We start from the raw sequence: 12,480 nt of genomic DNA on the forward strand, positions 1-12,480 counted from the left end.
GTATAAGGCGTGCGGACGGCCCCGAACCCCTACGACTTGACCGGGCCGGAACGGAAGGCTCCCGCCGACCGCGTCTCAGTCGTTGCCGGATGTCATCGAGACCACGACCTTGCCGGCCTTGGTGCGGCCCTGCTCGACGTGGGCCATCGCCTCGAGTGTCTGGCCGAAGGGGAAGGTGGTGTCGATGACCGGGCGGAGCTTCCCGCTGTCGTAGAGGGCGGCGAGCTTGCGCAGCTGGGAACCGTTGGCCTGCATGAAGAAGAACTCGTAGCGCACGCCCAGCGCCTTGGCCTGCTTGCGGATCTTGCGGCTGAGGGTGTTCATGACCAGGCCCATGACGCCGGGGGCGCCGACCTGCTTGGCGAAACCGGCGTCGGGCGGGCCGACGACGCTGATGGCCAGGCCGCCGGGCTTCAGCACGGTCAGCGACTTCTCCAGATTCGCCCCGCCCACGGAGTCCAGCACCAGGTCGTAGCCGGACAGCACCTCGGAGAAGTCTTCCTTGGTGTAGTCGACGAAGACGTCGGCGCCGAGGCTCCTGACCAACTCCTCGGACCTGCTGTTCGCGGTCGTCGCCACCGTGGCGCCGAGGTGCTTGGCGAGCTGGACGACCGTCGACCCGAGGCCGCCGGCACCGGCGTGGACGAGCACCTTCTGCCCCGGCTTCACGTGCGCGCGCTCGACGAGGATCTGCCAGGCGGTCAGGGCCACCAGCGGCACCGCGGCCGCCTCCTCCGGGGAGAGCGAGGCCGGCTTGGGGGCCACGTCGTCCGCGTCGATCGCGATGAACTCCGCGAAGCTCCCCACGCGCAGGTCGCGGGGACGGGCGTAGACCTCGTCGCCGACCTCGAAGCCGCGGACGGCGGAGCCGACCCGGGTCACGACGCCCGCCACGTCGTGGCCGAGCACGAACGGGCGCTTGTACTTCAGGAGCTGCTTGAACTCGCCGTTGCGGACCATCTTGTCCAGCGGGTTGATGCTGGCGGCGCTCACCCTGACCAGGACGTCGCGGGCCCCGACGGTGGGCTCGGGTACCTCCGCGGCGCGTACGCCGTCCTTGCCGTACTTCTCGACGACGAACGCCTTCATGCCGGCGGCCTTTCTGTGTGGGCCCTGGGGGGTGAGGTGATTCTTCCGGCAGGTCCGCCCGCGCGCTCGTTGCTCGCAAGCGGCCGGGTCGGTGTGCCGGCTACGACGCTACTAGCTGAGTATAGAAAAGTAAACTCAGGAGAGGTTAGAATCACCCCATGGATGCACAGACCGAAGCCCTTCAGGACGCGGGCGTGAACCCCCGACTCGACCGGGACGCGTCGAACTGCTCGATCGGCCGGACCCTCGAGGTCGTGGGCGAGAAGTGGACGATCCTGATCCTGCGCGAGGTCTTCTACGGCTCGTCCCGCTTCAGCGAGTTCGAGCGCGTCCTCGGCTGTCCTCGCAACCTCCTCGCGGCGCGGCTCAAGATGCTCGTGGAGGAAGGGATCCTGGCCACCGAGACCTACAAGGAGCCGGGTTCGCGGAGCCGGCCGAAGTACGTGATCACGCCCAAGGGTGTGGATCTGGTCCCGGCCGTGATGGGGCTCCTGCAGTGGGGCGACCGCTACCGCGCCGATCCGGAGGGCCCGGCCATGCTGTCCCGGCACCGTGGATGCGGCGCGCCCGTCGACGCCCAGATCCGCTGCGACCACGGCCACGCCGTCCGGCCGGAGGAGATCGAGAGCATCCCCGGCCCCGCGTTCCGCCTCAGGCCCGCCGAGTGAACTGAGGCGGTGTCACCCGGAGTTACCGGGGGCTCAGTCTGCCGCGGTGGGCTCACTCCGTCTGGACCGGGCCTCGTGGAGGCGGACCTTGGTGCGGTTGCCGCACCGGGACATGGAGCACCAGCGGCGGTTGCGGGCGGGGGAGCGGTCCACGAAGCGCAGGGCGCAGTGGTCCGCTCCGCAGACCCGGACGCGCCGGATCTCGGCGGACAGGAGCAGGTCCACGGCGTCCTGGGCGAGCAGCGCCAGCGCGGCTGAGGCGTCGGTGGCGACGCTCGCGGTTCCGGCGGCCTCCAGGCGTCCGGTACGACAAGCGGCGGATGGCCGCCGACATCGCCGGTCTTGTCGAGGCGCTCGGCTTCGAGAAGGCCGCCGTCGTGGGGCACGACCGCGGCGCCCGGGTGGCGCACCGCTGGGCGCTGGACCGCCCGGAGCAGGTGGAGCGGCTGGCCGTACTCGACATCGTGCCCACCCGGGAGATGTTCCGCCGCTTGGACGCCTCCCTCGCCTCCGGGTACTGGCACTGGCTGTTCCAGATGCAGCCCGACCTGCCGGAGCGCCTCGTGGGACCCGACATCCGCGGATATCTCGAGTACTTCTTCGAGCGGTGGACCTACAACCGCCACGGCCTCACCCCCGAAGCGGTCGACGCCTATGTCCGGGCGTTCTCCCGTCCCGGTGCCCTGCGCGCGAGTTTCGACGACTACCGCGCCATGGAGCAGGACGTCGCCCTCGACGACATCGACGCCGCCGAGGGACGCCGCCTCACCATGCCGGTACTGGCGCTGTGGGGTTCCGTGGGGCTGCCCTCCCGCCTGCCCACACTGGAGATCTGGCGCGACTACGCCGACGACGTCACCGGTGCCGAGATCCCCGAGTGCGGCCACTTCATCCCGGAGGAACAGCCGGCGGCGATGCTGGCGCACCTGCGGCCTTTTCTGGCTGCCGGGAGGGCGGCTTGAGCACGGGTCCCTCTGGCCGCCGAAACCGCAGCCCTCAGTGCTGGAGGGCCGCCACCTCGGCGTGGGCGGTACGCAGCGAGGTCTTGTCGATCTTGCCGACCGCGTTCTTCGGGATCGCTTCCACCACGAAGAACGCGGTCGGGCGCTTGTAGCCGGTGAGGCTGCGCGCGCAGAGGGCCGCCAGCGCCTCGGGATCGACGGTCGAACCCGGCCGGGGCTGCACGTAGGCGACCACCACCTCTCCCCACTTCTCGTCGGGCACGCCGATCACCGCGGCTTCGAGCACCGACGGATGGCCGGTCAGCACGTCCTCGATCTCCTTGGGGTAGATGTTCTCCCCACCCCGGATGATCATGTCCTTCGAACGCCCGACCAGGGTCAGATAACCGTCGGCGTCGAGATGGCCCACGTCGCCCGTGTGTAGCCGGCCGTCCACGACGACCTTGGCCGTTTCGTCGGGACGGCCCAGATACCCCCGCATCACATTGGCCCCCCGTACGGTGACCTCGCCGGCGACGCCCGGCGCCACCTCGACACCGTCGGCGTCGAGGATCCGGATCTCCTGGCCGGGGAAGGGAAGCCCCACGGTTCCGGCGCGTCGGGGCCCTGCGACGGGGTTGATGGTGGAGCCGCAGGTCCCTTCGGACAGCCCGTACCCCTCGACGAGCGGAAACCCGTAACGCGCCTCGAACCTCGTCAGCAGCTCGGCGGAGGCGGGTGCCGCGCCGCAGACCCCGAACCGCAGCGACGAGGTGTCGGGGCGCACGTCGTCCGGGAGCGCGGCGAGCATGCTGTAGATCGTGGGCACCGCGCTGAAGAAGGTGGGACGCTCCCGCTCGACGAGGTCGAAGAAGGTGCGGGGATCGAACCGGCCCGCGATGACGACGCTCGCGCCCGCCAGCAGGGGTACGAGCACGCTGACCACGATGCCGTTGACGTGGAAGAGCGGCAGGATCAGCAGGCACCGGTCGGCGGGCCCGACCTCCAGCGCCCGGCGCCCCATCTCCACCATGGCGTCGATGTTGGCGTGGTCCAGCATCACCCCCTTGGGCACCCCGGTCGTACCGCTGGTGTAGATGAGCAGGGCCAGCGCGTCCGGGTCCAGCAGCGGCGCCTGATCCGCCTCCGCGGTTTCCGCGCACAGCGCGCCGACATCGGCTACGGCAGTGTCGTACGCCAGTCGGGTCGAACCGTCCTCGACCACCAGCAGGCGCGCCCCGGAGTCCTCGAGCTGTCGGGCCACTTCGACGTCGGTCATGCTCGGGTTGACCGGTGTGACGGTGGCGCCGAGCCGCCAGGCGGCGAACAGCAGGAGCACGAACTCGACGCGGTTGGCCAGCTTGAGGGCCACGACGTCCCCGGGACCGACGCCGCGGTCCCGGAGCTGCCGCGCCGCCATGCGGACCCGGCTCAGCAATTGCGCGTTGGTGAGGGACTGGTGCCCGTCGGAGACCGCGGCCCCGTGGGGGTCGAGCTCGGCGCGGCGGTCGGGCAGAGAAGCGAAATTCATGGCGAGGCGTACCTGTCTCGGTGGGGAAAGAGGTCCGGTCACGGAGTCGACGCGGCTGCCGTCGGCTCCAGCTGCCGGGCGAGGAACTCGGTCTGGTCGCGTACCAGCGCCTCGAAGGTCTCGCCGGTGTAGAAGTCGAAGTGGCCGGCGTCGTACCTCTTGATCTCTCCGCGGGGCGCGGTGCGCGCGTACCGCAGGGTCTCGGCGGGAGGCGTGACGGAGTCGGTGTCGCTGACGCAGAAGAGGATCGGCACGGTGACCTTCCTCGCCGCGCGCCCGGGCCGGTAGGCGAGGATGGTCGGGATGACCCTCGCCGCCACCTCGTTGCGGAACGTCGTTCCCGGAGGCTGGAGCGCCTGGTATCCGGGCAGGGCGTCCGGGGCGTTCATGAGGGCCGACGAGCCGGGCGCGGCGGCGATCGGAACCATCACGGGCGGCTTGCCACGACCTCTGGCTGCCAGATCGCGGGCCACCACGGGCACGACCTTGAGCGAAGCGGCGGGGCCCAGCGCGAGCGCCGAGGCGAGACCGTCCGTGAACGGGCACTGCGCCACGGCCGCACGCAGTTCGGGATGGCGTGAGGCGACCGTGATGGCGTGGCCTCCGCCGAAGGAGCTGCCCCATACGGCGACACGGGTGCGGTCGACGTCGGGGCGCGCCTTGACGTAGGCGAGGGCGGCGTCCCAGTCGGCGAGCTGACGCTTGATCGACAGGAGCTGGCGGGGGTGGCCGCCGCTGTCGCCGAAGTGCCGGTAGGTGAAGGCGACGGCGGCGATGCCGGCCTGTGCGAAGCGCTCGGCGAAGGCGTCCAGACGCATCTCGCGGGTGGCGCCCAGGCCGTGGCCCAGGACCACGACGGGCGGGGAGGGGACGCCCTTGGGGAGGTAGAGCCAACCGGCACAGGTGCTGTCGCCGGAAGGGAACGTGATGTCGTGACGGGTGAAGGACTGCGCGGTGGTCATCGCCGGTTCACCGCCCGTCCGTCGGACGACGGCCCGGCACGCTGCCCGATGCGAGGGACCGCGCGTAGGTGCCGGGTGTGTAGAGCGGGAGGTCGCCGGTGGCGTCCGTCGTCTCCATGTAGTCCAGCATGAGTTCCTGACTCTCCTTCGACATGACCCTGGCGAAGAACTCGGCGCGTTCGACATGCAGGCCTTCCTCCAGCGACAGGGAGCCGCCGAAGTACACCGCCCTCTTGGCGGCCTCGACCGTGCCCTTCGACCGCTTTCCGAAGTGCTCGGCGAGTTCGACCGCCTGCGCGACCACCTTGTCCCGCGAAACGACCTTGTCCACGGCCCCGTTGGCGAGGGCCTCCGCGGGCGTGAACGGCTTGCCTTCGAGAATCGCGGCCAGGGACCGGTGGGTGCCGATCAGACGGGTGAGCCGCTGGGTGCCGCCACCGCCCGGGATGATGCCGAGGAGGATCTCCGGCTGGCCGATGAAGAAGTCCCCGTCGGCCATGACCCGCAGATCGCACGCCCAGGCGAACTCCGCGCCCAGCCCGAGAGCGGAACCGTTGAGGGCGGCCACGTAGAGCACGCCACTGCGGTTCATCCGGAGGAAGGTCGAGTGCAGACGCTCCAGCTGGAGGGCGCCCCGCATCGGGGTCCTGCGCAGCACGGGTCCGAGGAGACGGGACCGGTCCACGTACTTCGCCATGCGTACGACGGCGGCGGCACCGCGCCGGCCGACCGTGAGGCTGTCGGCGCCCCCTTCCTGCAGCCACCGGACCGCGGCATGGCTGACGAATCGCTCGGGATGTGCCCCGGTGAAGACGACGGCACGGACGTGCGGATCGCGGTCGGCTCGGGTTACCAGCTTTTCCAGCTGCTGGGCGATGTCGAGACCGAACTCCTGGTGCGGGCCGCCGTCGACCTCGACGACGAGAACGGCACCGCGATCCTCGATCTTCAGACGGCCTTTGTCTTTGTACGGCATGAATTCTGCTCCCGTGCTGAGTTCATGGGGGTGGGAAAGTGCAGGGGGACACCGCGGGTGCGTGTCGCAGTGCGAGATCGGATCCGCCTCGGCATGCTGCGTCGGCGCCGGGCGGCAGGAGACTGGACCAGCACGTGATGACGTGTTCGCAGACGGACGCGTGGATCCGGGACGGCACATCACGTGCGATGTGTACTATTGCCGTGAAGAATTACATAACCAAGTTATTTCGTGTGTGTCAACGGTGGAGGCGTGCGGAACATGGCAGGGCGGGCGAGAGTCGACGACGCACCGGAGCGGCTTGTGCGGGCGGCCATCGGTCTACTGGCCGAGCAGGGTCCGTCGGCTCTGAAGGTGCGCGCGGTGGCGTCCGCGAGCGGACTGTCGACGATGGTGGTCTACAGCCACTTCGGCGGGATCCCCGAACTGATGAGTGCCGTCGCCGACCACGGGTTCAAGGAACTCGGCAGGGCGTTCGCCCAGGTGCCGGTGACGGGGGACCCGATCGCCGAACTCCTGGCCATGAACTTGAGCTGCCGTCGGCTGGCCCGCGAGAACCCCCACCTCTACGACCTGATGTTCGGGCTGTCCACCCGGGCGACGTACCGGCCTCTTCCGGACACGGACCTTCGCCTGAGCGGCCATTCCCCGGCCTTTCGTGAGGCCCACGCCCATGTCACCGCGGCATGCGAACGGCTCGTGGACTCCGGCAGGGTCGAGCGGCAGGAACCGGAGGTCATCGCCGCCCAGCTGTGGAGTTTCGTGCACGGCTACATCACCCTCGAACTGGCCGAGCACTTCGTCGAGTTCGACGACGCCGTGACGCAGGTGCTGCTGCCGATGGGCGTGAACTTCTCCGTCGGGCTGGGTGACGAGCGGGCACGTGCCGAGGCCTCCCACGAGGCCGGCGTGCGCCTGTACGACTCGATCTTCCAGGGGCGTTGAGCGGCCGGATGTTGGGCGCTGCCCCGTGCGCGACTAGGCCGACCTGGTCTCCGCGGCAGGGGTTCCGGTCGTCGGCGGTGTGAGCTGGTCGTGCCTGCCCAGTGCCGCGACCTCCCGTTCGAGGGACGGGACCGCCCGGGCCGCGAAACGCCTCGCCCAGGGCCAGGCCAGCGGTGAATTCAGCGCCGCCTTGGCCCAGTTGGCCACGACGACCGCGCGCGGGACGTACACCCGGCTGCGTCGGCGCGCGAGCCCGTCGACGATCGCGGCGGCCGCCCGGTCGGCGCTCGTGGTGACGTTGCCCGGGTAGGGCAGCCGCGTGCGCAGGCCCTGAAACGAGGGGAGGTCCGCCTCGGCGCCCCGGACGAGGTCCGTGTTGATCCAGGAGGGGTGCACCACGCCGACCGTGATCCCGAGGTGTGCCACCTCCTGGCGATAGGTCAGGGCCAGCAGTTCGGCCCCGGCCTTGCTCGCGCCGTAGGAGGCCATCGCGGCCAGCGGCATGAACGACAGCGCGGACGCCACGACCAGCACATGGCCGCGGGAGCGCTCCAGATGGGGAGTGGCGTACTTCAGGGTGCGGAACACACCGTTCAGGTTGATGTCCAGCACCCGCTCGAACGACGCCTCGTCCGTCTGCCGTACCGTCCCGTAGGCCACGACGCCGGCATTGGCGACCACGAGGTCGATGCCGCCCATCACGTCGGCGGCCTCGTCGATCGCCGACCGCAGAGCGGCCCCGTCGCGCACGTCGGCCTCGCGCCAGGCGGCGCCTTGCCCCAGTTCGTCGGCGAGGGTGCGCAACCGGTCGGCTTCGAGGCCGATCACGGTCACCCGGGCCCCTCGGGCGGCGGCCAGGCGGGCCACCTTCTCGCCGATGCCGCGTGCCGCTCCGGTGACAACCAGCTTCTTGCCCAGCAAGTCACGTTTCATGGCGGCAACATAACTTCGTTATTGCGGGAGTACAAGGGTTCGCACACCTCATGCTGCTCGGCCCGTCTGCCTGGTCCGATCTGCTGGGTCTCACGACAGGACGAACCTATGCTGGCCTCCATGAGGCGGACATCCTTTGCGCAGTGGCCCTGCTCGATCGCGCGGACCATGGACCTGCTCGGCGACTGGTGGACGCCTTTGGTGCTGCGTGAGGCGTTCTACGGGATCCGGCGGTTCGACGCGTTCCAGGAGTCGCTGGGAATCGCCCGCAACACCCTGACGGACCGGCTGCGCCGGCTGGTGGAGGAGGGGCTGCTGGAGAAGCGGCCGTACCAGACGGAGCCGGTCCGCCATGACTACGTGCTCACCGAGAAGGGGCGCGACTTCTTCGGTGTGCTGCTGGTGATGAACCGGTGGGGGGACCGCTGGCTGACCGGGGAGGCGGGGCCGCCGGTGACGATGCGCCACGAGACGTGCGGGCGGGAGACCCATGCCGAGGTGGTGTGCGCCGCCTGCGGTGAGCCCATGACCGCGGACAACACCCAGCCACGGATGGGGCCCGGCTATCCGCCGCACTTGGCCGAACGGCCGGACGTGCGGGAGCGGTTCGCGGGCTGACGCAACGGCCGCGCGTCCCGCCCGTCACCCTTGACAGGTGGGTCTATCTACGCAACTTTACTGGCCAAGCGCTGATACGGGCGTTCTTGTCGGGCAGGGAGGCTGCGGGGTCATGGAGTGGACGGGCGCGCGCTACGCGGACAAGCCGACGGTCGCGGTCCACACCTGGATCGCCGCCGCGCCGGCACGGGTGTGGGAGCTGGTGTCCGACATCGAGCTGATGCCGCGCATGAGCCCCGAACTGCGGTCGGTGGAATGGCTGGACGGCAGGAGCGCGCCCGCACTGGGAGCCCGGTTCGTCGGCCGGAGCAAGCACGAGGCATTCGGGGAGTGGGCCACCACGTCCCACATCGTCGAGTGCGAGCCACCGAGGAGACTCGCCTGGGCGGTCGAGGATCCGCAGCACCCGACAGCGGTCTGGCGGTTCACGCTGGAGCCGCGGGACGGGGGCACTCTGCTGCGGGAGTGGATGCAGATGGGGCCCGCCCGCTCGGGTCTCTCCTTCGCCATCGACCGGATGCCGGACAAGGAGCAGAAGATCGTCTTCGTACGCATGCGGGAGTTCGAGGCCAACATGGCCTTCACCCTCGACGAGATCAAGAAGCTGGCCGAGAGCGCGGGGGCCGCGGACGAGGCGGACAACTGATGCGTACCTCCACCACGATCGAGGCCTCCGGGGGCGACTGGCGGGAGCTCGTCGACTACGTCACCGAGGCGGAGCGTCTCGGTCTGGACATCTGCTGGGTGGCGGAGGCGTGGGGCTCCGAGGCGCCCTCGCCGTTGGGCTATCTCGCCGCGAGGACCGAGCGCATGCTTCTCGGTTCGGGGATCATCCAGCTCGGCACCCGCACACCGATGGCCATCGCCCGCGCCGCGATCACCCTGTCGCAGATCTCCCAGGGGCGTTTCCTCCTGGGGCTGGGTCCTTCCGGGCCGCAGGTGATCGAAGGGCTGCACGGGGTGCCGTTCGACCGGCCGCTGTCCCGGATGCGCGAGACCGTCGAGATCGTGCGACAGGCCGCCTCGGGGGAGAAGGTCTCCCACTCCGGGCGTGAGTTCCAGATCCCGCTGCCGGGCGGGGAGGCCAGGCCCATGCGCCTGTCCATGCGCGCCGAACACGACATCCCGGTCTACCTGGCCACCCTCTCGCCGAAGATGCTGCACCTGACCGGTGAGATCGCCGACGGCTGGCTGGGCACCAGCTTCGTACCCGAGGGCGCCAAGGAGGCGTACTTCGACCACCTGGACCGGGGCCTGGCCGACGCCGGCCGTACCCGCGCCGACCTCGACATCTGTCAGGGCGCCGAGGTCGCCTTCGCGGACGACGAGGACGCGCTGCGCGCGATGGTGGCCGGACGTAAGAAGGAGCTGGCCTTCAGCCTCGGCGGCATGGGCTCGGCGACCACGAACTTCTACAACAACGCCTACAGCCGCCAGGGTTGGGCCGAGGTCGCGGCCGAGGTCCGCACCCGCTGGCAGGCCGGGGACCGGGACGGCGCGGCCGGACTGGTCACCGACGAGATGGTCCTGGCGACCACGCTGATCGGAACGGAGGACATGGTGCGCGAGCGGCTGCGCGTGTGGCGCGACGCCGGTGTCGACACCGTCCGTCTCTACCCCGCCGGGGAGAGCCTCGACGCCCGGCTCACCACCCTGGGCCGGGCCATCGACCTGGTCCGCGAGATCGAGGACGAGGCGGCCCGGTAGCGACGTGCGGTGGCGGCGCCGACCACGGCCGCGGCGGGACCGGGGCCTGCGTGCCGAGACCGCCGAGCGGGCGCGGATCCGCGTGCCTGTCTTCCAGACCCTGGTTCAGGTCAACCCCGGGCGCTGATGCCGTCCGCCGCCAGGCCCGACATCAGCAGGGTGATCGCATGGAACGTCCTGCTCAGGGCCGCCTCCCGGTCCGCCGCGGCGGCGATGAGCTGGTTGCCCTCGCACAGGGCGGCCAGCAGCAGTCGGGCGACAGTGGCGACGGGAACGCCGGGTTGCAGTGCGCCGCGTTCGGCCAGGACGGTCAGGAGCCGCTCGATGGGCGGCTGGGCGACGCTGTCGTTGATCTGCCGGTACTGCTCTCCCAGGACCGAGGGCGCCTGGGCCATCAGCTCCCGGTGCAGGGGGTCGTCGATGGTGCGCCGCAGGAAGGCGTGGGTGAGGTCGGCGACCGCGGTCATGGCGGCTTGGTCCGGCCCGGTAGCACGGAGCGTTTCGCACGTGGCGTCGCCCAAGGCTCCGACCTGCTGGAGCAGTTCGGTGTAGAGCTCGGCGAACATCGCCCTCTTGTCCGGGAAGTGGCTGTAGAAGGTGCCCTTGCTCACCCGCGCCGCGCTGGTGATGGCCTCGACCGACGTGTCCGCGAACCCGTTGTCGACGAACAGTTTCCGTGCGGCGGTCACCAGGTCCGCCCGGGTCTGCTCCGCGTACATCTGTCGTCGGTTCGGCCCTCGCATGGGCACCATCGTATATTCGGTGACCTGGGGTCAGTGAATGACTAAGGGTCGGCGAAATTACGGGACCGGCCCTGCCCGTGCCCTCCGGAAGGCAGGCGGAGCCGTGGAAAAGCGCAGGATCGTGTTGCTGGGTGCGACGGGACACACCGGGCGGCGCGTGCTCCGGGAACTGCTCGCACGAGGGGAGAAGCCGACCCTGGTCGGGCGGAGCCGGACCAGGATGCTGGCCCTGGCCGACCGCTTCGAGGCGGACCTGCCGGTGGCCGAGGTCGACGTGACCTCGACGTCCGACCTCACGCGCCTCCTGGAGCCCAGCGACGTCGTCGTCTCCACGATCGGCCCGTTCATGCGGCTCGGCATGGCCGCGGTCACGGCTGCCGCGCGGGCCGGGGCCCACTACTTCGACTCGACGGGGGAGGGGACCTTCGCCCGCCGTGTCCTGCTGGAACTGGACGCCGTCGCGGCCGTCCGGGGAGCGACCCTCGTACCCGCGTTCGGCTACGACTACGTCCCGGGCAACCTCGCCGGCGCGCTCGCCCTGACGCGGGCGGGAGAGCGGGCGCGCCACGTGGAGGCCGGTTACTTCATCACCCGTGCCGGACACGGGGACGAGCTGCTCTACCGCAGCACCCTGCGCGACGCGTACACCCTGACCACGGGAGGCACCCGTCAGACGCTGGTCGCCGCGGCCGCCGAGGACGGGTTCGCCTACCGCAGCCCGCGCCCCTGGGCCGCGGCCCGTGTGGTCGACGAGCGGGTGGGCAAGCGGGTGCGGACCTTCCACCACGGCGGTGTGAAGCGCACGGTCATGTCCGTCCCCGGCACCGAGCATCTCGGACTGCCGGAGGTCTACCCGCAGTTGCAGAGCGTCGAGGTGGGGCTCGGCTGGTTCGGACGGTGGACACGCCCGGTGCAGATCGCCGCCTCGGTCCAGGCACCCCTCTTGCGCACGGCGAAGGTGCGGACCGCCCTGGAGCGGTGGTCCGAGCGGCTCCCGGGATCCCGGCGCGAGCCGGACCCGGACGGCCGTTCCCTGGTGATCGCCGTCGCCCGCGACGGTCGGGGCCGACCGTTGGCCACGGCTGCCCTCACCGGACCGGATCCGTACGAGATGACGGGCTCCCTCCTGGCATGGGGCGCAAGCCGCGCGGCACAGCCGGACGCCGTCCTCGAGCCCGGCGCGCACGGCCCGGTCGCCGCCTTCGGCCTGGAGACCCTCAGGCGCGGTGCCGCCGAGGCCGGAGTGCGCGAGGTCGAGGGGGCGTCGGCCGCGCGCGAGGTCGACGGGGCGTAGGCCGCGGGCGAGGTACGCCTCGACGTAGGTTGAGCCCTCGGCGGCCGCCGTCGATGATGACTGGGCGGGCATA

General features: G+C 70.6%; 14 protein-coding genes. 7 read left to right on the forward strand and 7 right to left on the reverse strand.

What is annotated here, in order from left to right; genetic code table 11:
• Nucleotides 1-75 precede the first annotated feature (75 nt).
• Nucleotides 76-1,089, reverse strand: coding sequence for an NADP-dependent oxidoreductase (locus AC2XR2_RS39485; RefSeq protein ID WP_491517734.1), 1,014 nt, complete (start codon nucleotides 1,087-1,089; stop codon nucleotides 76-78).
• A gap of 158 nt (nucleotides 1,090-1,247) precedes the next feature.
• On the opposite strand from AC2XR2_RS39485, the gene AC2XR2_RS39490 reads away from it, so the two are divergent.
• On the forward strand, nucleotides 1,248-1,757 hold the full coding sequence (locus tag AC2XR2_RS39490; protein WP_449352029.1) for a winged helix-turn-helix transcriptional regulator: 510 nt from the start codon (nucleotides 1,248-1,250) through the stop codon (nucleotides 1,755-1,757).
• Between the two features lie 33 nt (nucleotides 1,758-1,790).
• On the opposite strand, the gene AC2XR2_RS39495 is transcribed toward AC2XR2_RS39490, so the two are convergent.
• Entirely contained in the window at nucleotides 1,791-1,982 is a 192-nt protein-coding gene (locus AC2XR2_RS39495) for a CGNR zinc finger domain-containing protein (RefSeq protein ID WP_491517735.1), read from the reverse strand.
• 95 nt (nucleotides 1,983-2,077) lie between these two features.
• Between AC2XR2_RS39495 and AC2XR2_RS39500 the strand changes: the two genes are divergently transcribed.
• Nucleotides 2,078-2,719, forward strand: coding sequence for an alpha/beta fold hydrolase (locus tag AC2XR2_RS39500; RefSeq protein WP_491517736.1), 642 nt, complete (start codon nucleotides 2,078-2,080; stop codon nucleotides 2,717-2,719).
• Between the two features lie 34 nt (nucleotides 2,720-2,753).
• On the opposite strand, the gene AC2XR2_RS39505 is transcribed toward AC2XR2_RS39500, so the two are convergent.
• From AC2XR2_RS39505 to AC2XR2_RS39515, 3 genes are read right to left on the reverse strand one after another with little or no spacing between them, the layout of a single operon-like run.
• Nucleotides 2,754-4,229 carry a class I adenylate-forming enzyme family protein gene (locus AC2XR2_RS39505; RefSeq protein ID WP_491517737.1) on the reverse strand — a complete coding sequence of 492 codons (1,476 nt, stop codon included), beginning with the start codon at nucleotides 4,227-4,229 and terminating at the stop codon, nucleotides 2,754-2,756.
• 38 nt (nucleotides 4,230-4,267) lie between these two features.
• Nucleotides 4,268-5,191 carry an alpha/beta hydrolase gene (locus AC2XR2_RS39510; RefSeq protein WP_449352031.1) on the reverse strand — a complete coding sequence of 308 codons (924 nt, stop codon included), beginning with the start codon at nucleotides 5,189-5,191 and terminating at the stop codon, nucleotides 4,268-4,270.
• A gap of 7 nt (nucleotides 5,192-5,198) precedes the next feature.
• On the reverse strand, nucleotides 5,199-6,167 hold the full coding sequence (locus AC2XR2_RS39515; RefSeq protein WP_449352032.1) for an enoyl-CoA hydratase/isomerase family protein: 969 nt from the start codon (nucleotides 6,165-6,167) through the stop codon (nucleotides 5,199-5,201).
• A 261-nt stretch (nucleotides 6,168-6,428) separates the two neighbouring features.
• Here AC2XR2_RS39515 and AC2XR2_RS39520 point away from each other — a divergent pair, with 261 nt between their 5' ends.
• Nucleotides 6,429-7,112 carry a TetR/AcrR family transcriptional regulator gene (locus AC2XR2_RS39520; RefSeq protein WP_491518580.1) on the forward strand — a complete coding sequence of 228 codons (684 nt, stop codon included), beginning with the start codon at nucleotides 6,429-6,431 and terminating at the stop codon, nucleotides 7,110-7,112.
• A gap of 33 nt (nucleotides 7,113-7,145) precedes the next feature.
• On the opposite strand, the gene AC2XR2_RS39525 is transcribed toward AC2XR2_RS39520, so the two are convergent.
• Nucleotides 7,146-8,045, reverse strand: coding sequence for a short-chain dehydrogenase/reductase (locus AC2XR2_RS39525; RefSeq protein ID WP_491517738.1), 900 nt, complete (start codon nucleotides 8,043-8,045; stop codon nucleotides 7,146-7,148).
• 120 nt (nucleotides 8,046-8,165) lie between these two features.
• Between AC2XR2_RS39525 and AC2XR2_RS39530 the strand changes: the two genes are divergently transcribed.
• The 3 genes from AC2XR2_RS39530 to AC2XR2_RS39540 all read left to right on the forward strand — a co-directional run bounded on the left by AC2XR2_RS39530 (nucleotide 8,166) and on the right by AC2XR2_RS39540 (nucleotide 10,370).
• The gene (locus AC2XR2_RS39530) at nucleotides 8,166-8,663 is read left to right on the forward strand and encodes a winged helix-turn-helix transcriptional regulator (RefSeq protein WP_449352034.1); all 498 of its coding nucleotides are present in this window, start codon (nucleotides 8,166-8,168) and stop codon (nucleotides 8,661-8,663) included.
• Between the two features lie 112 nt (nucleotides 8,664-8,775).
• Complete coding sequence (locus AC2XR2_RS39535; protein WP_491517739.1) at nucleotides 8,776-9,309, forward strand: SRPBCC family protein; 534 nt, start codon at nucleotides 8,776-8,778, stop codon at nucleotides 9,307-9,309.
• Nucleotides 9,309-10,370 carry an LLM class flavin-dependent oxidoreductase gene (locus AC2XR2_RS39540; protein ID WP_491517740.1) on the forward strand — a complete coding sequence of 354 codons (1,062 nt, stop codon included), beginning with the start codon at nucleotides 9,309-9,311 and terminating at the stop codon, nucleotides 10,368-10,370. Before AC2XR2_RS39535 ends, AC2XR2_RS39540 begins: the two co-directional genes overlap by 1 nt.
• Nucleotides 10,371-10,480: 110 nt before the next feature.
• Here the strand turns inward: AC2XR2_RS39540 and AC2XR2_RS39545 are convergent, their stop codons facing one another.
• Nucleotides 10,481-11,113 carry a TetR/AcrR family transcriptional regulator gene (locus AC2XR2_RS39545; RefSeq protein ID WP_491517741.1) on the reverse strand — a complete coding sequence of 211 codons (633 nt, stop codon included), beginning with the start codon at nucleotides 11,111-11,113 and terminating at the stop codon, nucleotides 10,481-10,483.
• 103 nt (nucleotides 11,114-11,216) lie between these two features.
• Between AC2XR2_RS39545 and AC2XR2_RS39550 the strand changes: the two genes are divergently transcribed.
• A complete protein-coding gene (locus AC2XR2_RS39550) occupies nucleotides 11,217-12,407 on the forward strand; it encodes a saccharopine dehydrogenase NADP-binding domain-containing protein (RefSeq protein WP_491517742.1) in 1,191 nt (396 codons plus the stop codon).
• Nucleotides 12,408-12,480: the final 73 nt, after the last annotated feature.

Source organism: Streptomyces sp. LS-MS-L19, assembly GCF_058382285.1.